This window comes from Bordetella avium (genome assembly GCF_034424645.1).
Classification (GTDB): Bacteria; Pseudomonadota; Gammaproteobacteria; order Burkholderiales; family Burkholderiaceae_B; genus Bordetella; species Bordetella avium.
In genome coordinates this window covers 1-20,270 of sequence record NZ_CP139969.1, presented here as the reverse complement: position 1 = coordinate 20,270, position 20,270 = coordinate 1, and the positions used below count along the sequence as shown (strand labels likewise).

Annotated in this window: 15 protein-coding genes; 5 read left to right on the top strand and 10 right to left on the bottom strand. The window is 60.9% G+C overall.

The window, feature by feature from the left end; all coding sequences use genetic code 11:
- Positions 1-4: 4 nt before the first annotated feature.
- Together U0029_RS00075 and U0029_RS00070 are read left to right on the top strand one after the other, a co-directional pair.
- Entirely contained in the window at positions 5-949 is a 945-nt protein-coding gene (locus U0029_RS00075) for an ABC transporter permease (protein WP_012419034.1), read from the top strand.
- A 15-nt stretch (positions 950-964) separates the two neighbouring features.
- The gene (locus U0029_RS00070; RefSeq protein ID WP_114852128.1) at positions 965-2,242 is read left to right on the top strand and encodes an amidohydrolase family protein; all 1,278 of its coding nucleotides are present in this window, start codon (positions 965-967) and stop codon (positions 2,240-2,242) included.
- Between the two features lie 33 nt (positions 2,243-2,275).
- On the opposite strand, the gene U0029_RS00065 is transcribed toward U0029_RS00070, so the two are convergent.
- Positions 2,276-3,115: an AraC family transcriptional regulator gene (locus U0029_RS00065; protein ID WP_114852129.1), complete on the bottom strand. Its 840-nt coding sequence runs from the start codon at positions 3,113-3,115 to the stop codon at positions 2,276-2,278.
- A gap of 71 nt (positions 3,116-3,186) precedes the next feature.
- Positions 3,187-4,350: an alpha-hydroxy acid oxidase gene (locus tag U0029_RS00060; protein WP_114852130.1), complete on the bottom strand. Its 1,164-nt coding sequence runs from the start codon at positions 4,348-4,350 to the stop codon at positions 3,187-3,189.
- Positions 4,351-4,523: 173 nt separating this feature from the next.
- Here U0029_RS00060 and U0029_RS00055 point away from each other — a divergent pair, with 173 nt between their 5' ends.
- Complete coding sequence (locus tag U0029_RS00055; RefSeq protein ID WP_012419038.1) at positions 4,524-4,808, top strand: acylphosphatase; 285 nt, start codon at positions 4,524-4,526, stop codon at positions 4,806-4,808.
- Positions 4,809-5,010: 202 nt separating this feature from the next.
- Here U0029_RS00055 and U0029_RS00050 read toward each other — a convergent pair whose 3' ends face one another.
- The 4 genes from U0029_RS00050 to U0029_RS00035 all read right to left on the bottom strand — a co-directional run bounded on the left by U0029_RS00050 (position 5,011) and on the right by U0029_RS00035 (position 10,606).
- Positions 5,011-6,306, bottom strand: a complete 1,296-nt coding sequence (locus tag U0029_RS00050; protein WP_114852139.1) for a cytochrome c — start codon at positions 6,304-6,306, stop codon at positions 5,011-5,013.
- Positions 6,307-6,317: 11 nt separating this feature from the next.
- Positions 6,318-6,863: a (2Fe-2S)-binding protein gene (locus tag U0029_RS00045; RefSeq protein ID WP_114852131.1), complete on the bottom strand. Its 546-nt coding sequence runs from the start codon at positions 6,861-6,863 to the stop codon at positions 6,318-6,320.
- Positions 6,860-9,793 (bottom strand): xanthine dehydrogenase family protein molybdopterin-binding subunit, encoded by a 2,934-nt coding sequence (locus tag U0029_RS00040; protein ID WP_114852140.1) that lies wholly within the window; start codon positions 9,791-9,793, stop codon positions 6,860-6,862. Before U0029_RS00040 ends, U0029_RS00045 begins: the two co-directional genes overlap by 4 nt.
- Positions 9,794-9,997: 204 nt before the next feature.
- Positions 9,998-10,606 (bottom strand): nucleotidyltransferase family protein, encoded by a 609-nt coding sequence (locus U0029_RS00035; protein ID WP_114852132.1) that lies wholly within the window; start codon positions 10,604-10,606, stop codon positions 9,998-10,000.
- 76 nt (positions 10,607-10,682) lie between these two features.
- Here U0029_RS00035 and U0029_RS00030 point away from each other — a divergent pair, with 76 nt between their 5' ends.
- A complete protein-coding gene (locus tag U0029_RS00030; RefSeq protein WP_114852133.1) occupies positions 10,683-11,672 on the top strand; it encodes an XdhC family protein in 990 nt (329 codons plus the stop codon).
- Positions 11,673-11,840: 168 nt separating this feature from the next.
- On the opposite strand, the gene U0029_RS00025 is transcribed toward U0029_RS00030, so the two are convergent.
- Positions 11,841-13,067 (bottom strand): RtcB family protein, encoded by a 1,227-nt coding sequence (locus tag U0029_RS00025; RefSeq protein ID WP_114852134.1) that lies wholly within the window; start codon positions 13,065-13,067, stop codon positions 11,841-11,843.
- A gap of 287 nt (positions 13,068-13,354) precedes the next feature.
- On the opposite strand from U0029_RS00025, the gene rtcR reads away from it, so the two are divergent.
- On the top strand, positions 13,355-14,959 hold the full coding sequence (gene rtcR / locus U0029_RS00020) for an RNA repair transcriptional activator RtcR (protein WP_012419045.1): 1,605 nt from the start codon (positions 13,355-13,357) through the stop codon (positions 14,957-14,959).
- A gap of 211 nt (positions 14,960-15,170) precedes the next feature.
- Here rtcR and gyrB read toward each other — a convergent pair whose 3' ends face one another.
- From gyrB to dnaA, 3 genes are all read right to left on the bottom strand, one after another.
- Positions 15,171-17,624, bottom strand: a complete 2,454-nt coding sequence (gene gyrB, locus U0029_RS00015) for a DNA topoisomerase (ATP-hydrolyzing) subunit B (protein WP_012419046.1) — start codon at positions 17,622-17,624, stop codon at positions 15,171-15,173.
- A gap of 82 nt (positions 17,625-17,706) precedes the next feature.
- Positions 17,707-18,816: a DNA polymerase III subunit beta gene (gene dnaN / locus U0029_RS00010; RefSeq protein ID WP_039051372.1), complete on the bottom strand. Its 1,110-nt coding sequence runs from the start codon at positions 18,814-18,816 to the stop codon at positions 17,707-17,709.
- A gap of 2 nt (positions 18,817-18,818) precedes the next feature.
- Entirely contained in the window at positions 18,819-20,270 is a 1,452-nt protein-coding gene (dnaA, locus tag U0029_RS00005) for a chromosomal replication initiator protein DnaA (protein WP_012419048.1), read from the bottom strand.

Here is a 20,270-nt window from a genome sequence, read left to right as displayed (position 1 = left end):
CGCAATGGAATGGATGGATTTGCTGGGATCGGCCAGTTTCTGGATTGCCACGCTGCGGCTCGCAACGCCGCTGATTCTCGGCACGCTGGGCGTGCTGATGTGTGAGCGCGCCGGCGTGCTCAACCTGGGCATCGAAGGCATCATGGCGATCGGCGCCTTCACGGGCTGGCTGGTGGTTTATCTTGGCGCCCCCCTATATGTGGGTGTGCTGGCCGCCGCGCTGGCCGGTGCTGTTTTCGGTCTGCTGCATGCGGTGCTGACCGTGCCGCTGGGTCTGTCGCAACACGTATCGGGCCTGGGTGTCACCATGCTGGCGACCAGTCTGTCGTACTTCGCCTATCGCGTCAGCTTTCCCAAAGTCGAGACACCGCCGACCATCGTACCCTTCGCCGAAATGAAATCGCTGGCCATCGTGCCCCTCATCGGTCCGGTACTGGCAGGCCTCACCCCCATGACACTGGGTGCGCTGATTGCCGTGCCACTCATCGCCTGGGTGCTCAACCGCACACCGCTGGGCCTGGCCCTGCGCATGGTGGGCGAAAACCCGGCGGCAGCAGAAGGGCAGGGGCTGTCGGTCGTCAAGCTGCGTATGGGTGCCATCGTGGCGGGCTCCGCGCTCATGGGTGTTGCTGGCAGCTTTCTGACGCTGGCCGCCTTTAATGCCTTCTTTTTCAACATGATCAACGGCCGCGGATGGATCTGCGTGGCCCTGGTGGTGTTCGCCTCCTGGCGCCCTGGCAAAGCCCTGGTCGGCGCGCTGGTTTTCGCGCTCTTTGACGCCCTTCAGTTGCGGCTGCAACAAGGCGCGCTACCGGGCATGCCGGCGCTGCCATATCAGCTCTACCTGATGCTGCCCTACATTCTCTCGATACTGGCGCTGGTGCTTGTCGCACGCCGTGCGGCTTATCCCCAGGCCCTGATGAAGCCCTATCGCAAGGGCGAGCGTTGATTTCAAGGACATCCCATGTTTGATCTGATTATCCGCAATGCCATGCTCCCCGACGGACGCGGTCCGCTGGACATCGGCATCGAAAACGGCCGTATCGCGGCCATCGCCCCCAATCTGGCCGCCGATGCAGGCGAGACCCTGGACGCGGCCGGCCAGCTCGTCACCACGCCGTTTGTGGATGCCCATTTCCACATGGATTCGACGCTGTCCTACGGACTGCCGCGCGTGAACCAATCCGGCACCCTGCTCGAAGGCATCGCGCTATGGGGGGAACTCAAGCCGCTGCTCACCCAGGAAGCGCTGGTTGAACGTGCAATGGCCTATTGCGACTGGGCCGTCGCCCGCGGCCTGCTGGCCATCCGCAGCCACGTCGATGTCTGCGATCCGCGGCTGCTGGCCGTGGAGGCGCTGCTAAACGTGCGAGAACGGGTCAAACCCTATCTGGACCTGCAACTGGTGGCCTTTCCGCAGGACGGACTGCTGCGCTCGCCTAATGCACTGGCCAACCTGACCCGTGCGCTCGACATGGGCGTGGATGTCGTGGGCGGCATTCCCCACTTTGAACGCACCATGGCCGACGGCGCTGAATCGGTGCGCATTCTCTGTGAACTGGCCGCCGAGCGCGGTCTGCGTGTTGATATGCACTGCGACGAAAGCGACGACCCGCTCTCGCGCCACATCGAAAGCCTGGCCTTCCAAAGCCAGCGCCTGGGCCTGCAAGGCCGTGTCACGGGCTCACACCTGTCATCGATGCACTCGATGGACAACTACTACGTGTCCAAACTACTGCCCCTGATGCGCGAAGCCGGCGTATCGGCCATTGCCAATCCGCTCATCAACATCACGCTGCAAGGCCGTCACGACAGCTATCCCAAACGCCGCGGCATGACCCGCGTGCCCGAACTGCTGGCCGCCGGCATTCCGGTGGCTTTCGGCCACGATTGCGTGATGGACCCCTGGTACAGCCTGGGCAGCGGCGACATGCTGGAAGTGGCCCACATGGGCCTGCATGTCGCGCAAATGACGGGGCGGGATGCCATGCGCGCCTGCTTTGACGCCGTGACCACCACCCCGGCCGCTATCCTCGGCCTGACGGATATCGGCCTGGAGGTGGGCAAGCGCGCCGATCTGGTGCTACTGCAAGCCCGCGACCCGGTCGAGGCCCTGCGCCTGCGCGCCACGCGCCTGGCCGTGCTGCGCGCTGGCCGCATCATCGCCACCACACCGCCGGCGCGCGCCAGCCTGCATCTGCCAGGACGCCCCGACAGCGTGGATTTTCAGATTCAGCGCTGACACCCAGCGAGTCCCGCCGAACCCCTTGCCCGATCAGGCCCGCAATGGCAGATAAATGCGTGTCAGCAATGCTGCCGCTGGTGTTGTCTTCGGGTCGTTGGCGTATTCCTCGAACATCGGGAAATCCAGCGGCTCTTCGCCGCTGGCGGGCAGCCACTCCGAGAACATCCAGTCATAGGCATGGTCAATCTCGGTGTAGGGTCCCAGGTACTCCACAACGCCACAGCGCATGGCGGGAATGACCAGTGTTTGCAGCGGATCGCCTGGCGCGCCCATCGACGCCACGCAGGCATGGGAACGCAATCGGCCGGTCTCGACCTGTCGGGGATCGTCGTAATAGACCCCGATCCAGGGGCCGGACTCGGCATGCGGAGCAATCAAACCCTGATTGACGGCCAGCAAAGCCAGGCGGTCGAAGCTCTCGCCTATGCGCTGGTAATCGCCCTGGTGAGGCAGGGCGGTCAGCGTCAGGCCGGGATAGGAAACAAGATTGACGGAATACATGACAGACTCCCTGGTTGAACGTTTCAGGAGGTGCTGTGCGCGATACCGTCCGGGCGGCGCGCCATAACTCGCGCTGAACGCGCGGGTGAACGAGGCCAGAGATTGATAACCCGCGCGTTGCGCGACCCGGCTCAGATCATCCTGCCCTCGGGTCAGTTCGAGGGCAGCGCGTTGCATGCGCATGCGCTGCGCGGTGTCGCTGACCGTCTCGCCCATCAAGGCCCGATAGACACGATGAAAATGAAAGGGCGAGAGACAGGCCAGTTCCGCCAGGCGATACAAATCAGGTGTCGCCTGAGGGTGACGGGCCAGCCACTGCAGCACGGGTTCAAGACGGGCGGCGTATTGCGATCGGGTACTCGGTTTCATGCACAGCTCCTGAACCCCAACCTTAGCCGCCCCCGTTTTGCAGATTTTGCGATCTTTGCGCCAAGCCGCGATCAGGTGGGATAGCTGCCGGGCACCAGAATGCTGTGGTCGATCTGCGAAATATGCTTGCGACCGCACAGCGCCATCGTGATGTCGGCCTCTTTGTAGATAATTTCCAGCGCGCGCGTCACGCCTGCCCGGCCATAGGCGCCCAGGCCGTACAAGAAGGCGCGGCCTATCATGGTGCCGCGTGCGCCCAACGCCACCGCCTTGAGCACGTCCTGGCCGGAACGCACGCCGCTATCAAGCCAGACCTCCATGCGGGAGCCGACTTCGCTCACGATGGACGGCAGCACCTCGATAGTGGACAGGGCGCCATCGAGCTGACGACCACCGTGATTACTGACTACCAGCGCATCCGCTCCGGACGACAGCGCCGCACGCGCGTCCTCGGCATCGAGAATGCCCTTGAGAATCAGCTTGCCGCCCCAGCGCTCCTTGATCCAGGCCACATCATCCCAGCTCAATCGGGGATCAAACTGTTCTGCTGTCCAGGAAGACAGCGAAGACAGATCTTTAACGCCCTTGGCATGGCCGACGATATTGCCAAAAGTGCGCCGCCGGGTGCCCAGCATGCCCATGCACCAGCGCGGTTTGAGCGCCAGGTTCATCAGATTGCGCAAGGTCGGCTTGGGCGGGGCCGACAGACCGTTTTTGATGTCTTTGTGGCGCTGCCCGAGAATTTGCAGATCGAGCGTCAGCACCAGAGCCGAGCATCCCGCCGCCTTGGCGCGATCGATCAGATTGGCGGCGAACTCCCGGTCGCGCATCACATACAACTGAAACCAGAAGGGCTTTTGCGTAGCCTGCGCCACATCTTCGATCGAGCAGATGCTCATGGTGGACAAGGTGAAGGGCACGCCAAATTCGGCAGCCGCCTGGGCGGCCAGGATTTCGCCATCCGCGTGCTGCATACCCGTCAGACCCGTGGGCGCCAGGGCCACCGGCATCTTCACGTCCATACCCGCCATCGTAGTGGCCAGCGAACGGCCCTCCATGTCCACCGCCACGCGCTGGCGCAGCTTGATCTTCTGGAAATCGCTCTCGTTGGCCCGGTAGGTCCCCTCGGTCCAGGCGCCGGAATCGGCGTAGTCGTAGAACATGCGCGGCACACGGCGTTGCGCCACGACACGCAAATCTTCGATGCAGGTCATCGTGGAGAGATTCTGGCTCATAAGTGCAAAGGGGGAAAAGCGCGGCTTGGGCGCACCGCAAAAACGTCTGCGGGGCCATCCCAGCAGCGAGGGAAGTATACGACGGCGATCCCACGGCCGATTGTTCAGCCCAGCGGGGGCTTATGCCTCGATAATAATGCGCTGATACTCATCGCGCCTCAGAGGAATTGCTGATGCAAGACCCCAATATCGAAACCCTGTTCATCATCGTCCACGGCAAAGTCCAGGGCGTAGGCTACCGCCACGCCACCGTGCGCCGCGCCCATATGCTGGGTGTGACGGGCTGGGTGCAAAACATGGAAAACGGCACCGTACAAGCCATGGTGCAGGGCTCTCCCGACCAGGTCGATCACATGCTGGAGTGGATGCGGCGCGGCCCGCCTGCGGCAAGCGTTACCGAACTGGAGTCGCGCCGTGAAGACGGCGGCCGTCGCTTCAAACATTTCGCGCAGCACTGAATCACCGCTCTAGGAGACGAGGCGTCTTCGTCACAAACGCGGCGCTCGTGATCCTCGGGCTGCTCGTTACGTGGGAAAGCGGCGGCATAGGCCACCGATCTGGGTGAGGGCTTGGGCAATGGATCACCCCGCCCCATGCAAAACACCCCAGATCCGGACAATTAGCCAGATCTGGGGTGCCGTCACCGCAAGCGCCTCGGTGTTACTTCGTTGCTGACAGTGCCTTAACCTGCTGCGGCGTCACAGGCTGCGCCTGTCCGCCCCATTGCGCACGCATCCAAGTCGCCAAAGCGGCCATCTCGTCATCGCTCAGCTTGCCGGCAAAGCCTGGCATGGCATACATGCGCTGGCCGCCCGGAAAGGTCTGGATGGGAATCCCATGCAAGGCCACCGTGAGCAGATTGTCGGGGCTGGACATCGCCACCGTGCTGTTGCCCAGCATGGCGGGCGCCACATTGGGAATACCCTTGCCATCGGCGCCGTGGCAGCCTGCGCAAGCCGACATATACGCCCAACGGCCCGGCTGCAAACGCTCTTCCGACGCGATGGACAGCGGGGCAGGGGGCGGAGGCGGCGGGGCGATCTTGCCGTCCTTGCCGGTCAGCAGATAGGTAGCGATTGCATCGACATCGTCACGCGCCATCAGGCTGGTCGAGAAGTGCGTCACCGTATGCATGCCGGCAAAGGAGGTGCCTTGAGGCGAGATGCCCGTGCGCAGATACTTGCTCAACAAGGCCTGATCGAAACCTCGCTTGCTGAGATTTTCTGCCGTGATGTTGGGCACGTCGATGCCGTCGATTTTCTGGCCGCCTTCCAGCGAACGCGAAAAATCGACACCCATCATGGCATTACGGGGCGTATGGCAGGCCGCGCAGTGACCCAGGCCTTCCACCAGATAGGCACCGCGCAACCACTGGGCCGAACGCTCAGGATTCGACGGCGGCTGACGATCCGGGAAGTTGAGCAAGGTCCAGAAGTTCATGAAGGGCCGTACCGGGAACTCATACACGCCGGTATTCGCCTTGTTAGGCTCCGGAATGGGCGGCAGGCTCATCATATAGGCATACAGGGCGTCGATATCCTCGGGCCGCGTGATATGCGTGAACACGAAAGGCATAGCCGGGTAGAGATTGCGCCCGCCCGGTGCAATGCCGTCACGCAACACGCGGTGGAAATCCGCCCGCGTGTATTTGCCGATGCCATAGGTGGGGTCGGGCGTGATGTTGGTCGAATACAGCGTACCGAAAGGCGTGTCGATAGGCACGCCCCCGGCAGCGCGCGGGCCCTGGGGTTTGGAGTGACAGCCGAAGCAATCGCCCGCCAACGCCAGTTCCTGGCCGCGCGGCCGCAGCTCTTGCATCTGCGCGTCGGTCAAGGGTTGATCTACGCCAGGCGCCACGCTGGAAGACCGGAACGCGCCAAACAGCACGGCCAGCCCCAACACGATGACTACGGCCACAATCCCCAAAAAGGTATTGCGCAAGCCATGTTTTTTCACGGTCCGCTCCCTCATTCTTTCACGCAGCCAGGTGTGGCCAAGGCAACTTCCTTGACGGCTTCGTAGTAACGGACATAGCCCGTACAACGGCAGATATGGTCATTGAGCGCGCCCTCGATCGCGATTTCGAGGTCAGCGCGCTTGACCGGCTCGCGCTTGAGGCGGTCAATAAACACCGTGCTTGCCGACACGAAACCCGCAGTGCAATAGCCGCACTGGAAGGAAAAATTGTCGATGAAGGCCTGCTGCACCGGCGTCAGTTTCTCGACCTTGCCTTCGGCGTCGACCTTGGCATGGCCTTCAATGGTGACAATCGACTTGCCATTGAAAAAATGCGCGTCGTAAATACAGGTGCGGACATCGGCGGAGCTGCCGTCAGGCCGCACTTCCATCACCGTGCAGGCATGGCAAATGCCCTGCCCGCAGCCGAAGTGGGTGCCGGTGAGATTGAGGTACTCATGCAGGAAGTCGATCATGGGCATACCGACCGGCACATTCACCGGGCCCACTTTCTTACCATTGATGATCAGGGCCAGCGGCCGTTTTTCGATGCTCATGTCGTCAATGCCCTCTTGATCTTGTCCGGCGTTACCGGAAGTCTGTAGAAACGTTTGCCAATCGCGTGAGTAATAGCGTTACCCGTCGCAGCCACGACCGGAATCATCACGACCTCGGCCAGCCCCTTGGGGGGCGATGTTTCTGAAAGCGGCGGAAGATAATCGGCCGTCTGCGTCCAGACCGCGACATTCTTGGCGCGTGGCAAGGTATAGCGGTTGAAGTTCCATGTGCCATTGCCCGGGCCATCGCCATACAGAGGCAGTTCCTCCATCAGGGCATGTCCGATACCCATGGCCACGCCACCTTGCTGCTGCCCCGATACCAGCTCGGGCACCACCACCGTGCCCGGATCGAGCAGGCTGTGATGACGCATGATCTCCACCTCACCCGTAAAGGTGTTGACGTTGAGCTCAACGATACAGGCCGCCGGCGTGTATGTCGTCACCCCGGCGTTATTGCGCTGAGCCGGGGGGAACTGCACGCTGCTGCGCTTGATGTAGTCGTAGCCACCCGCCGTCATGCGCTGTTTGAGCGCCGCCGGCGCGCCATCGCCGTAGCGAACCGCCAGTGCATCCACAGGCAGATTGCGCATACCAACGCCAGGAATATCGAAATCGGCATGAGCCCATTGCCAACGGCTGAAGCAGTGCAGAGCGACCCCTGTCACCAGCCCCATCTCATGGGCCTTGCGCGCGATTTGATCGAACGGGATGACCGCCATGCCACCGCCGCCAATGCCGCCCGGCACGACACGCAGATCGGCCATCGTGACATTGCCGCTGGCGATCTGACCACCGGCCGGACCACTGCTCCAAATAGCGCGCGCGGCGGGCCATACCGCATTTTCCAGCAGGAACTGCGCAGCCTGCCGCGTGGCAAAACCAATGAAGTACGCGCTGTTCGACGCACTCATGGCGGGCAGGATAAACGGCACCCAGAAGGGATTCTTGGACAGCTCGTCCTGCTGTTCCTGCGTGATGGTGAACGGCTCGTAATTACTCACCAATGGCAACTGCGCAAAATCGGTTTCGCCAAACATAGCGACATCAGGCGCCTTGCCCAGAATGCGCTGCACCATCACCTGCTGCGCAGTCGTCGATCCGGTTCCGATTTCCTGCACGCAATGGCGCATCGTCACCTTGCCTTGCGCATCGAACTCAAGCAGCAGGGCGCTGGTATCGGCTCCCGTGCCATAGTCTTTCTGCACCTGCGCAAAGCCCACACCATAGCGGCGGCCCGGATTGGCCGTGTCATAGGCTTTCTTGGCTGCCTCGCGATTGCGCCAAAGCGGATGTTCGCTGGCTCGTTTGAGCATTTCCACATTGCGCGGATCACCCAATTGCACCGCGCCCTGCGTATTCGGATCGCCTGCACGCAAGGCATTGCGCATACGCAATTCAATCGCGTCCATGCCCAGTTCAGCAGCCACCTCATCCACCATCAACTCAGTGATGGACATGCCCTGAATCGTGCCGTAGCCACGCATCGAGCCGGCCTCGACCGCCGCAGAAGCAATCGCCGCCGTCGCCATGTCGGACTTCGGAAAGTAATAAATCGACTGCGCGGCCGTCGCCGCAACCTGGGCCACCGAGAACGAAAAATTAGCCCGTCCGCCGCCATTACAGTTGTAGAAGCCCTTCATGACTTCGAAGCGGCCGCTTTCGCGATCCGCCACGATGGTCACGTCCATCTCAATCGAATGGCGTTTCATGCCGAGCTGGAACTGCTCGTAGCGGTCGTTGGCGATACGCACTGGATGACCATCGCCGTAGAAACAGGCAGCGATGGTGTAGAACGGGAAAATCGAGTGATCCTTGGAGCCATAGCCGACCGTGGTGCCAGACAGCAACTCGATGCGCTCAACCGGAAAGCGCTTGTTGTCCTTGACCATCGTGGCGGCCACACGCGCCACCTCATACGGCGACTGCGCGGCAATCAGCACATGCAGGGTGCGCGTCTTGGCGTCATACCAGGCATTGCCGTTGTCCGGCTCCATCGCACAGGGATCGATGGACTGCGAGAAGGCTTCGCGCCGCAGCACCAACTTCTTCGGATCTTTGCGCGCGGCATCGATATCCTGTTGAATCACGGCCGCCGCCGCCATGCCACGCCGCATCGGCTCATAGGTCTCGTGCGCCACCTGCTCGGGGTCGCGCACCCCACCGCCGCCACGATGAGGCAGCAGCACCGAACGCGGCACGAACATACCGCCCGGATCTGCGCTCGGCCAGGTCGGCGTATCGCCATCAAAGCCGCCCCAGATCACCGCGTCCTGCATGGGCGAGAAAGCCGGCGGATCGGCAGGCGCCGCGCCGCCCACGCGCACATAACGCGCCGCGCCGTAGTTGGGCGGCGGACGCAGGCCGGTCACCTTGCCATACTTGACTACCTTGGTTTCAAAGCGCAGCATGCGCTTGGCCGCCTCGAAACGATCGAAATCGTGATAGACCAGCAAGGCGACGGGATGGCCATAAAGGGGCGCCGTTTCGCCTTTGGGCAAGAGAAAGTTCTTGCCGTAGAACTCAAAACCGAGGTCTGGGGGTTCCGGAACCTTGACACCATCACGGTTCAAGTCCTCATGGAACAACACGCGATCGGGCTGCAAATCGGGCCCCAGCAAGGACAGATCAATGTCCTCGAAGGCGCGCTCGACATCGGTCGCTTTGATGAAAAAAGCATGCGACTGGCTCTTGGGCCAGCCGGGCAGATCCATCGCGCGGAAATCCCGCGCAAAGACCTTCTCGCCCGTCACTTTACGCACGGCATCCCAGCGATAACGGACCTTGCCGTCACCCGCCAGCCATTCTTGCGAATGCTGGCCGGAATGTACCTCTAACGCCTGGGCGGTCGGCAGCCGGCCAAACATGACGGTAATACCGCCAAAAGTGCCTAGCTTTATGAAATCACGCCGCGAAAATCCAGCAACCATATGCATTCATCTCCTCTTCACGCAACGCTGATCCCCGTCGAGGAGCAATCAAGCGGCGCACGGAACGGACGACACGCATACCCTGTTCAGATCAGGATATGCGCCACTACAAGCACATCAGGCACGAACATCACTCGCTTTTTAATATAGCGAAAGACACCAGATAAAGGATTGAGCCTGAACAAAGACGCAATGATCGTGCGTTTAAACAACATCCTTTGGAACATCCACGTCACGCAAAACACCCGGATCTTCCACCCACACTTCACGCAGACCCAGCCTACGTATCAGTTCACGTGCGCCGGCATCACCGCTCAGCTCAGCCAATTGCGGCAGTAATACCGCATCGAAGGCCACGGGATGGCCTCGCTGGCCAGCAAACACGGGCGCTGCAATCATGGCCTCAACATCCAACACCTGCTTATAAGTGGCCGCAGCGATCCAGGGCATGTCGGCCAGCGCGACCAGCACCACCGCTGGCGCAACGCGCTGCATCAGATGCCTGGCTGCAACCGCCAGGCTGGCTCCCATACCCAGCACCGCGTCATCAGAAACCACCACCTCGCAACCTTCATCGCGCAGTAGCGACGTCAACGCATCGCAACCGGGACGGACCACGGCCACCACCTCATCAACCGCGGAACGCAGATTCATGGCGCTCGCCTGAGCAAGCAGCCGTCCATCAGAAAGTTGCGCGAGCAGCTTGTTTTCTCCGGGACGCTGAGCCAAAAATCTCGACCCCTGACCGCCGGCCAAAAAAATACCAAAACGTTTTTTCACAACAATGAAATTGGAAGTTTCGGTAGGATACATGCGCGGTAGTGTATAGGTTTAAAGCAAGTCAATGCGAGACTAACTTCTTGCTCTCGCGCAACTTAGGACAAGTTCGATGAATGCGTTGGACCAGGATGTCTTGCGACAAGCCCGAGATTGGTTGGCAAGTGGTTATAAGGTTCACTTAATAACGGTTGCCCAAACATGGGGCTCCGCGCCCCGTCAACCGGGCGCGCTGCTGGCGCTCAGGGATGATGGCCGCATGATCGGTTCAGTCTCTGGCGGCTGTATTGAAGATGACCTCTGTCAGCGCGCACGCTCAGGCAAGCTCACCGACCGGCCAGCCTTGCTTGAATACGGCGTCACCCGCGATGATGCCGCTCGTTTCGGCCTGCCCTGCGGCGGTACGCTGCGCCTTGTATGCGAGCCCTTGCATGACTGCCTATGGCTCGATCAGGTGCTTGACGAGATCAGCCAGCACCGCTTAGTGCAACGCAGCTTGAACCTCGGCGACGGCACGGCATTCATGCGGCCAGCCTTACCGGAAGACGTTCCCAGCCTGGATGGCGAAGTGTTTCGCAGCATCTACGGCCCGCGCTGGCGCCTGCTCATCATCGGCGCCAACCAGACGGCCCAAGTGCTTTGCAGCATCGCCCGCGCGCTGGAATTTCATGTACTGGTCTGCGATCCACGCCCCGAAGTGCTTGCAGACTGGGACGCCACGCAGGCCACCCTGCTCACCAGCATGCCCGACGACGCCGTGCTGGACATCAACACCGACGAACGCTGCGCCATCGTCGCCGTCACGCACGACCCGAAACTCGACGACATGGCCTTGCTGGAGGCTCTCAAATCACGCGCCTTTTATGTCGGTGCGCTGGGTTCACGCGCCAATCAGGCGAAACGGCGCGAGCGTCTACGCCTCTTTGACTTGAGCGACGCCGACATCGACCGCCTGCGTGGGCCGGTCGGCCTGCCCATCGGCAGCCGCACCCCGGCCGAAATTGCCGTCGCCATTGCGGCCGAACTCGTCGCCGTGCGCAATAGTGCGCCCGCGCCCGAACCCACCGACAGCTCGGCCTGTCTCGTAGCTAGCGTGCCCTGAACGCTACGTCGCCATGTCGGGCCACCCCGCATCAGGCCTTCGCGCACGCTTACGTTGCTACAGGACGGTGGTGCGCTTCGACAAGGGTATGTGCTCAACACAGAGGCTCATGCTCTCCTTTCTCGTCTCGATCTGACGGGAGGGTGAGAGCATGAAGCCCTCACCCTTTCATCCCTTCACACACACCACTTGCTTCAACGTGTGCACCACTTCCACCAGATCGCTCTGGGCGGCCATGACGGCGTCGATGTCCTTATAGGCCATCGGAATCTCGTCAATGACGTCCGCGTCCTTACGACATTCGACGCCCTCGGTAGCCTTCGCCTGATCCTCGATAGTGAATATCTTCTTGGCCTTACTGCGGCTCAAGACGCGGCCAGCGCCATGGCTACAGCTCTCGAAGCTTTCCGGGTTGCCCAGGCCGCGAACGATGTAGCTGCGCGCCCCCATGCTGCCCGGGATGATGCCCATCTCGCCACGCCGGGCGCTCACCGCCCCCTTGCGGGTGACAAACACATCCTGACCGAAGTGGCGCTCCTGCTGCACATAGTTGTGGTGACAGTTCACTGCTTCCACATGTACTTCGAAGGGCTTGGCTATGACCGAACGCACTGTCGCGATCAGGATAGCCATCATCACCTCGCGGTTCTTCATCGCGAACTTCTGCGCCCAGGACACGCCGCGAACGTAGTCGCCGAAATACTGGGCCCCCTCCTCGAAGTACGCCAGGTCTTTGTCCGGCAGGTTGCGCATAGTGCGCTCTGCGTCCTTCTTGGCCAGCTCAATAAAGTATGTCCCGATCGCATTACCCACGCCGCGTGATCCCGAGTGCAATATGAGCCAGACAAAGCCGGCTTCGTCCAGACAGACTTCGATGAAGTGATTGCCGCTGCCCAGCGTTCCCAGATGACTGCGGTGATTCGCGCTCTTAAATCGCGGGTGCAGTTCGCACAGCGACTCAAACTCGTCCACCAGAGTGGCCCAAACCTGGTCCACCATTTCGGGCGGGTTTTCCCAACTGCCGGTGTCACGACCGCGATGCTTGGGTACCGATCCATGCGGTATGGCCTGCTCGATAGCCAAGCGCAAGGGACGCAGGTTATCGGGCAGGTCTTCCGCACGCAGGGTGGTCTTAGCGGCCATCATGCCGCAACCGATATCGACGCCTACGGCTGCGGGGATGATGGCCTTCAGCGTCGGTATCACGGAACCCACAGTGGCCCCAATGCCCAGGTGCACGTCGGGCATGGCGGCGATGTGCTTGAAGATAATGGGCAACCTGGCTGCGTTGGCGAGCTGCTGGCGGGCTTGCGGCTCGACCGGAACGCCCTTCGTCCACATCTTCAGCGGCACACCGCCGGCGACTTCTTCGAGGTTGTAGTTCTGATCGTTCATGGTCTTCTTCTCCAACGAAAGGAGCGGTCCTGAGGGACGCGGCTAACGCCGCCTGCGTCTCCCCGTCCTTGCCTTTACATTCATCGCGAAACGGGTAATGCCCTGCTGCGGCAGGCTACCTCCATCATCGCAATAGGCGTGCCAGGCCGCACCACGCAAGATGGGGAAGGTATTAAACAATTGATTTAATTTGATAATTTTCTATCCCCAACGCCTTGCATCTGATTTGTAGGGAAGGACAGATTCATCGATACTAGATTTTTAGATAACAATTTATCTAGTTAGATATGACCAAAAAAACCGTTGTCATCGGCTTCCTCGGCTCCCAACTGGACTCCGGCTTGGGAGCTGGCCGCTGGGAGAAATGGCGCCCGACGGTTTCACTGGTCCAGCATGAAGACAGGCAGATAGACCGGCTGGAGTTATTGCATTCGGCCAAACACATGGCGCTGGCGCAGCAGCTTGTGCGCGATATCGCCGATGCCTCGCCTGGCACCCTAGTGAATCTGGTGCCCATGGAGGTCGCCGACCCCTGGGACTTCGGCGAGATGTATGCCGCCCTCTACGATTGGGCGCGAGCCTATCGCTTCGATCCACTGCAAGAGCAGTATTGGGCGCACATCACTACCGGCACACACGTCGCCCAGATCTGCATGTTCCTGATGGTCGAGTCGCGCTTCATCCCGGGCGTCTTGCTGCAGACGGTGCCGCCCAAAAAGCAGCAGATAGGCAAGCCGGGCAGCTACACGCTGATCGACCTGGACCTCTCTCGTTACAACGTGCTCGCCCAGCGCTTCAACCAGGCGCATACCGAAGCGCTGGCCTTCCTGAAGAGCGGTATCCCAACGCGCAACAAACGCTTCAATAGTCTCATCGAGGAGATTGAGCGCGTCGCGGTACGCTCGCAGGCCCCTATCCTTCTGAGCGGACCGACGGGAGCGGGCAAGTCGCATCTGGCGCGCCGTATGTTCGAACTAAAAAAGTCGCGGCACCAGGTGCAGGGCGATTTCGTTGAGGTGAACTGCGCCACCTTGCGCGGCGACAGCGCGGCGTCAACCCTCTTCGGCCACAAGAAGGGAGCGTTCACCGGCGCAGCGGCGGATCGGGCAGGTCTGCTACGAACCGCGCATCAGGGTGTACTGTTTCTCGATGAAATTGGCGAACTAGGCCTAGACGAACAGGCCATGCTGCTCAAGGCTGTCGAAGAAATGCGCTTCTTCCCGATGGGCAGTGACCGAGAGGTCAGCAGCGACTTCCAGCTAATTGCCGGTACCCATCGTGACTTGCGTGTCGATGTGGCCCAAGGACGATTTCGGGAGGACCTGTTCGCACGCATCAACGTCTGGGCCTACACGCTGCCTGGACTGGCGCAGCGACCTGAAGACATTGAGCCGAATATTGAGCATCTGCTTAGCCGCTTTGCTGCAGAATCCGGACGAGCGATGCGGTTCAACGCTGAGGCCAAAGCGACCTACCTGCAATTCGCAAGATCCACTAAGGCCATCTGGAGCGGCAACTTCCGTGACTTATCGGCCAGCATCAGCCGCATGGCCACCCTTGCTGACGGCGGCCGGATCACGGCCGAACTGGTGAAAGCCGAAATCCAGCGGCTCGAGTGGCTCTGGCAGCCTGTAGGAACGGCACCCGACGACGAGGTGGACTTGAACGGACTTTTGGCCGCCGACGTCGTAGAGACATTGGATCTGTTTGACCGGCTGCAACTCGAAGCGCTTATTCGTGTTTGCCGGCATGCGGACTCGCTTTCCGATGCGGGGCGCAAGCTGTTCGATAAGTCACGCACCCAGCGCTCGGCCATCAATGACGCGGATCGCCTGCGGAAATACCTACTGAAGTTCGGGCTCTCTTGGGCCGCGATCCGGCACTCGGCATGATGGGCATACCGCCTGCCGCGCCTAGCTATCCTGGGCGTTCGCATCGGCGTGCCCCTCAATCCGCCCCAGGAGCGCAGTCCGCCCTGTCCCTTGACGTTCGTCGCCGCGAGCCCCTCGATACGCGGCGCTTGTGCCGATCAAAAGCAAGAGCCCCATCGCTTCGCAGCTGATGGGGCTCAATGTCTCGGCTTATGGCCGCTCTACGCACTCATCAGGCATCAATATTGCTGGCTGACAAGGCATGGGTTTCGATGAAGGCGCGGCGGGGTTCGACGTCGTCGCCCATCAGCGTGGTGAAGACCTCGTCTGCCGCAATGGCGTCTTCGATCTGCACGCGCAACAAACGGCGTACGGCCGGGTCCATCGTGGTTTCCCAAAGCTGGTCGGGGTTCATTTCGCCCAGACCCTTGTAGCGCTGCTTGGACAGACCGCGTTCGGCCTCGGTGCGCAGCCACTGCATGGCTTCACGGAAGTCGGATACCGGTTGTTCGCGGCGCTTGTCGCCCTCGCCACGTGCCACCACCGCGCCCGGGCCGATAAGACCCATAAAGGTGCTGGCCGACTTCACCAGCACGGCATAGTCGGCGCCGCTTACGAAATCCGCGTCGATGATGCTCACGCGGTAATTGCCATGATGCATGCGGCGGACAACGAGACGATAGGTATCCCCATCCGGGTGCAACTCGGCCGTCACCGTCACGCTATTGGGGTGGGCGGGGTCGTGCAAGGCATCATGCAGACGCTGGGCCGAAGCCTCAGCGGCAGCCTGATCATCCAGCTTGATATCCACACCTTCGGCCAGCGCCGACAATGCCGGCACATCGAACACGCGCGACAGACGCGAAATCACGGTATCGACCAGCACATATTGACGAGCCAGTTCGGCCAAGGCTTCGCCAGAGATGGTTGCCGCGCCCTCGCGGGGCAGCAATTGCGCATCTTTGAGCGCCAGCTGGAGCATGAATTTCGCTTCTTCGACCTCGTCCTTCAGATAGCGCTCTTCACGACCCACCTTGACCTTGAACAGTGGCGGCTGGGCGATGTAGATATGGCCTCGCGCCACCAGCTCAGGCATCTGACGATAGAGCAGGGTGAGCAGCAAGGTACGGATGTGCGCGCCGTCCACGTCGGCGTCAGTCATGATGATCAGACGGTGGTAGCGCAGCTTGTCGATGTTGAAGTCCGGACCAATACTCGTGCCCAGCGCCGTGATCAAGGTGGCGATCTGTTCGCTGGCGATCAGGCGGTCAAAGCGCGCCTTCTCGACGTTCAGCACCTTGCCGCGCAGCGGTAAAATGGCCTGGAACTTGCGATCACGGCCTTGTTTGGCCGAACCGCCTGCCGAATCGCCCTCGACGATATACAGCTCGCACAAGGCCGGGTCTTTTTCCTGGCAATCGGCCAGCTTGCCCGGCAGGCCAGCCCCTTCCAGCACGCTCTTGCGGCGCGTCATTTCGCGGGCTTTGCGAGCGGCCTCGCGGGCACGGGCGGCTTCCACAATCTTGCCGCACAGGGCCTTGGCATCATTCGGATGCTCAAGCAGCCAGGTTTCCAGCGAGCGCGCCACCGCGTCCTCGACAGCCGGACGCACTTCGCTCGACACGAGCTTGTCCTTGGTCTGGCTGCTGAACTTAGGTTCAGGCACTTTCACCGACAGCACGCAGGCCAGGCCTTCGCGCATATCATCGCCAGAGGTCTCGACCTTGGCTTTTTTCGCCAGCTCGTTATCAGCGATGTATTTGTTGATAACCCGCGTCATCGCGGCGCGCAGCCCCGTGAGGTGAGACCCGCCATCGCGCTGCGGAATGTTGTTGGTAAAGCACAGCACGCTTTCGCTATAGCTGTCGTTCCACTGCATCGCCACTTCGACGCCCACGGGCACACCGCCCGCCGACGATTCGGTGCTCACGGCGAATACATTGGGATGCAACACCGTCTTGGCGCGATTGATGTACTCGACAAAGCCCTTCACGCCACCGGAGAAGGCGAAGTTCTCTTCCTTGCCCTGACGCTGATCAATCAGGCGGATCTTCACGCCGTTGTTCAGAAAGGACAGCTCACGCAGACGCTTGGAGAGAATCTCGTAGTGATACTCGATGTTGGTGAAGATGATCGGATCGGCCAGAAAGCGCACTTCGGTGCCGCGCTTGTCTGTCGTGCCGGTCACGGCCAGTGGCGCCACGCGCTCACCCTGGCGGAACTCCATCTGATGCACTTGGCCATTGCGGCGGATGGTCAGGCGCAGCCACTCGGACAGGGCATTCACGCAAGACACACCCACGCCGTGCAGGCCGCCAGACACCTTGTAGGAGTTCTGGTCAAACTTGCCGCCGGCATGCAGTTCGGTCATGACGATTTCCGCAGCGCTGCGGCCAAACTCGTCATCTTTGTGGATATCGGTCGGGATACCACGCCCGTTGTCGGTCACCGAAATCGAGTTGTCGGTGTGGATCGTGACAACGATGTCATCACAGTAACCTGCGAGCGCTTCGTCGATGGCGTTATCGACCACTTCGAACACCATATGATGCAGGCCAGTGCCATCGGAAGTGTCTCCGATGTACATGCCGGGCCGCTTGCGCACGGCCTCCAGGCCCTTGAGCATCTTGATCGAATCCGCGCCGTAACCGCTGGTCTCAGGACCGATGTTCTGTTGATCTGACATATCTGTGTTCAATGATAAAAAGCGGCCTCACGGCCGATCCGCTGGCGCCTGGCGCCAGCGGTCTATACCCAAGTAAGGCGGATTAAATCCGCATGGGCATGACGACGTACTTGAACTGATCGTCGTCGGGCAGCGTGATCAGGGCCGAGGCATTGGCATCGGGCATGACCGACCACTCCACGTTTTCCACTTTGACATTGGCCAGCACGTCCAGCAGATAGCCCACGTTAAAGCCAACGTCCAGCGCCTCATGGCTGTAATCGATATCGATCTCTTCCTGCGCCTCTTCCTGTTCGGCATTGGAAGACGAAATCTTCATGACGTTATGGCCCAGTTGCAGGCGAACGCCCTTGAACTTGTCGGTAGTCAGGATGGCGGCGCGTTGCAGACTGCCCTGCAGCGCTTCGCGGCTAACCAAAAAGTGGCGCGTGTAATTGGTGGGAATCACCCGCGAAAAATCCGGGAACTTGCCCTCGACCAGCTTGGACACCAACTCGACATCGCCGAAGCGGAAACGAATCTGGCCCGGCGCCACGTCCAGCGACACGGGCTCGTCAGAGTCTTCGAGCAGACGCTGCATTTCCAGCACCGTCTTGCGCGGCACGATGACTTCGTGGCGCTCGGCAATGCCATCAGCCTCGGTGGCGCAATGCGCCAGACGGTGGCCGTCGGTCGCCACGGCGCGCACACGGCCCGGCTCGAACACCAGCAACATACCGTTCAGGTAGTAACGGATGTCTTGTTGAGCCATGGCAAAGTGCACCATGTTGAACAGATGACGCAGCGTGCGCTGCGGCAGCGTCAGGGAGACATCCCATTGCTCGGGCTGCGCCACGGTCGGAAACTCGCTGGCGGCCAACGTCTGCAAGGCAAAGCGGCTCTTGGCCGATTGCACCGACAGCTTGTTGGAGGCCAGGGCCAGCTTGACGTCGCCCGTGTCCGGCAAGGCTTTCAGGATGTCCAGCAACTTGCGCGCCGCAACGGTCGTGGACTCGTTGTCAGCACCCACACCGAAATCGGCATGCGTCGTGATCTGCACTTCCAGATCGGTGGCGATAAACGCGACCTTGTTGCCCTCTTTGCGCATCAGGATGTTCGCCAGGATGGGCAGGGTATGGCGTCGTTCAACGATGCCCGCCACAGTCGACAGCGGTTTCAGCAATGCATCGCGTGTGGTTTGTACGAGTTGCATGGTCATCCTTTTAGAGTTTGTTCCAACACGTGCAGGGTATGGTTGAGCTCGGCCTGCTTGGCGCGTGCGTCGGAAATCTTGCGCACTGCGTGAAGCACCGTCGTGTGATCGCGGCCACCAAACAAATCACCGATTTCGGGCAGGCTTTTTTGTGTCAACTCCTTAGCCAGGTACATGGCGACCTGGCGCGGCAGGGCAATATTCGCGGGCCGGCGTTTCGAATACATGTCGGCCACCTTGATCTTGTAGAAATCGGCGACCGTTTTCTGAATATTCTCGACCGTGATCTGCCCGTTGGACACGGACAGCAGATCCTTGAGCGCCTCCTTGCAAACATCGACATTGAGCGCTTCGCGACCATGAAAGCGTGCGTAGGCCAAGACCTTGCGCAAGGCGCCTTCCAGCTCGCGCACATTGCTGCGCAGATGCTTGGCGATGAAGAACGCGACCTCCTCGGGCATGGGCACGCCTTCGGACTCCGCCTTACGCAGCAAAATGGCCACGCGCATCTCAAGTTCGGGCGGTTCGATGGCGACCGTCAGGCCGGAATCAAAACGCGAGATGAGGCGGCTGTCGATGCCGGAGAGTTCCTTCGGATAGGTATCGCTGGTGATGATGATCTGCTTGCGCTGAGCCACCATCGCCTCGAAGGCATAGAAGAACTCTTCCTGCGTACGGTTCTTGCCCGAAAAGAACTGAATATCGTCGATCAGAAGCAGATCCAGCGAATGGTAGTAGCGCTTGAAGTCATCAAACGCCTTGCGCTGATACGCCTTCACCACGTCGGATACGTACTGGTCGGCATGCACATAACGCACCCGCACGCCGGTTCCGGCCGCCACCATCGCATTGCCGATGGCATGGATGAGGTGAGTTTTACCCAGCCCCACGCCGCCATACAGAAACAGCGGGTTGTACGAAGTGCCCGGATTCTCGGCCACCTGCAGCGCCGCAGCGCGTGCGAGCTGGTTGGCCTTACCGGTCACAAAGTTCTCGAAGGTCAGGTCCGTATTCAAGCGCGAACGCTCGTACACGATATTGGCGGCATCCACGGCCGCCGAGGTCTGGGCGGGCGCTGCGGGTGGCTCGGGCGGCGCACTGTAGGCGGCTGCGACAGGCGGCGCAGCAGGCGCCAGCGGCGCGGCTGAAGCAGGGGCGACCGGCGCGACGGCCGCACGCGGCGTCACGGGAATGCGTGGAGTCGTGCTGTGGCTGGGCAATTCGAACTGCACCTGCACGGGACGCTGATACCACTCGGCAGCGAGCGCCTCGATCTGATGCGAAAAGTTCTTGCGCACCCAATCCAGCTTAAAGCGATTGGGAGCAGCCACGCGCAACACCGCTTGCGCTTCGTCATAGGCAAGCGGGACCAGCGGTCGTATCCACGCGCTGATTTGTTGGGGGGGGAGTTCCTGCTCAAGACGACTGACGCAGGTCTGCCAGAATTCTTTCAT

Bases quoted from the DNA above. Each gene is read 5' to 3' on its own strand.
- rtcR (WP_012419045.1), top strand. From the start codon at position 13,355: ATGACCAAAAAAACCGTTGTCATCGGCTTCCTCGGCTCCCAACTGGAC.
- U0029_RS00025 (WP_114852134.1), bottom strand. From the start codon at position 13,067: ATGAACGATCAGAACTACAACCTCGAAGAAGTCGCCGGCGGTGTGCCG.
- U0029_RS00065 (WP_114852129.1), bottom strand. From the start codon at position 3,115: ATGAAACCGAGTACCCGATCGCAATACGCCGCCCGTCTTGAACCCGTG.
- gyrB (WP_012419046.1), bottom strand. From the start codon at position 17,624: ATGTCAGATCAACAGAACATCGGTCCTGAGACCAGCGGTTACGGCGCG.
- U0029_RS00055 (WP_012419038.1), top strand. From the start codon at position 4,524: ATGCAAGACCCCAATATCGAAACCCTGTTCATCATCGTCCACGGCAAA.
- U0029_RS00040 (WP_114852140.1), bottom strand. From the start codon at position 9,793: ATGGTTGCTGGATTTTCGCGGCGTGATTTCATAAAGCTAGGCACTTTT.
- U0029_RS00070 (WP_114852128.1), top strand. From the start codon at position 965: ATGTTTGATCTGATTATCCGCAATGCCATGCTCCCCGACGGACGCGGT.
- dnaN (WP_039051372.1), bottom strand. From the start codon at position 18,816: ATGCAACTCGTACAAACCACACGCGATGCATTGCTGAAACCGCTGTCG.
- U0029_RS00045 (WP_114852131.1), bottom strand. From the start codon at position 6,863: ATGAGCATCGAAAAACGGCCGCTGGCCCTGATCATCAATGGTAAGAAA.
- dnaA (WP_012419048.1), bottom strand. From the start codon at position 20,270: ATGAAAGAATTCTGGCAGACCTGCGTCAGTCGTCTTGAGCAGGAACTC.
- U0029_RS00060 (WP_114852130.1), bottom strand. From the start codon at position 4,350: ATGAGCCAGAATCTCTCCACGATGACCTGCATCGAAGATTTGCGTGTC.
- U0029_RS00030 (WP_114852133.1), top strand. From the start codon at position 10,683: ATGAATGCGTTGGACCAGGATGTCTTGCGACAAGCCCGAGATTGGTTG.
- U0029_RS00075 (WP_012419034.1), top strand. From the start codon at position 5: ATGGAATGGATGGATTTGCTGGGATCGGCCAGTTTCTGGATTGCCACG.
- U0029_RS00035 (WP_114852132.1), bottom strand. From the start codon at position 10,606: ATGTATCCTACCGAAACTTCCAATTTCATTGTTGTGAAAAAACGTTTT.